Origin of the sequence: Streptomyces sp. NPDC127092 (assembly GCF_042722475.1) — a bacterium.
GTDB lineage: Bacteria > Actinomycetota > Actinomycetes > Streptomycetales > Streptomycetaceae > Streptomyces.
In genome coordinates this window covers 657-1,564 of the sequence record NZ_JBHXFE010000148.1, presented here as the reverse complement: position 1 = coordinate 1,564, position 908 = coordinate 657, and the positions used below count along the sequence as shown (strand labels likewise).

General features: G+C 73.7%; 1 protein-coding gene. It reads left to right on the top strand.

Going from position 1 to position 908, the window contains the following annotated elements; translation table 11 throughout:
• Positions 1 to 95: 95 nt before the first annotated feature.
• On the top strand, positions 96 to 908 hold an 813-nt coding region (locus ACFWJO_RS38155; protein WP_386872754.1), incomplete at its 3' end, for an alpha-amylase family glycosyl hydrolase.

Here is a 908-nt window from a genome sequence, read left to right as displayed (position 1 = left end):
GGGTGGGGCCGACCCGGGTGCTCGAGACGCACACCACGCCGCCGACGCCGCCCACGCGGGGCGCGCGCCCCGGCGTCGGGCCTAGGGTGGATCCCATGACCACGCAGCGCCTGAGCACCCCGCCCTCGGAAGCCCGGAACCGGCCCGTCACGCCGTGGTGGGTGGACGCCGTGATCTACCAGGTGTACCCGCGCTCCTTCGCGGACGCGGACGGGGACGGCATGGGCGACCTGCGCGGCGTCACCTCGCGCCTCGACTACCTGGCCCAGCTCGGCGTGGACGCGATCTGGCTCTCGCCCTTCTACCTCTCCCCGCAGCACGACGCCGGCTACGACGTCGCGGACTACCGCGCCGTGGACCCGCGGTTCGGCACGCTCGCGGACGCGGACGAGATGATCGCCGCCGCGCACGAGGCCGGCATCCGCGTGGTCGTGGACCTCGTGCCGAACCACACCTCGTCCGAGCACGCGTGGTTCCAGGCCGCCCTGGCCGCCGCCCCCGGCTCCCCCGAGCGCGCCCGCTACCACTTCGCCGAGGGCCGCGGCGAGCACGGCGAGCTGCCCCCCAACAACTGGGAGTCCACGTTCGGCGGCGGGGCCTGGACCCGTGTGACCGAGGCGGACGGCACCCCGGGCCAGTGGTACCTGCACCTGTTCGACACCACGCAGCCGGACCTGAACTGGGAGAACGAGGAGGTGCGCGAGGAGTTCCGCTCCATCCTGCGGTTCTGGCTGGACCGCGGCGTGGACGGCTTCCGGGTGGACGTGGCCCACGGGCTCATCAAGCAGCCCGGCTACCCGGACGCCGAGCACTCCCGCATGGGCATGGTCACGGACGCGGGCGAGGACGCCGACCCCACGTTCGACCCGGACACCTTCGAGCCGCTCACCCCGTTCATGGACCAGGAC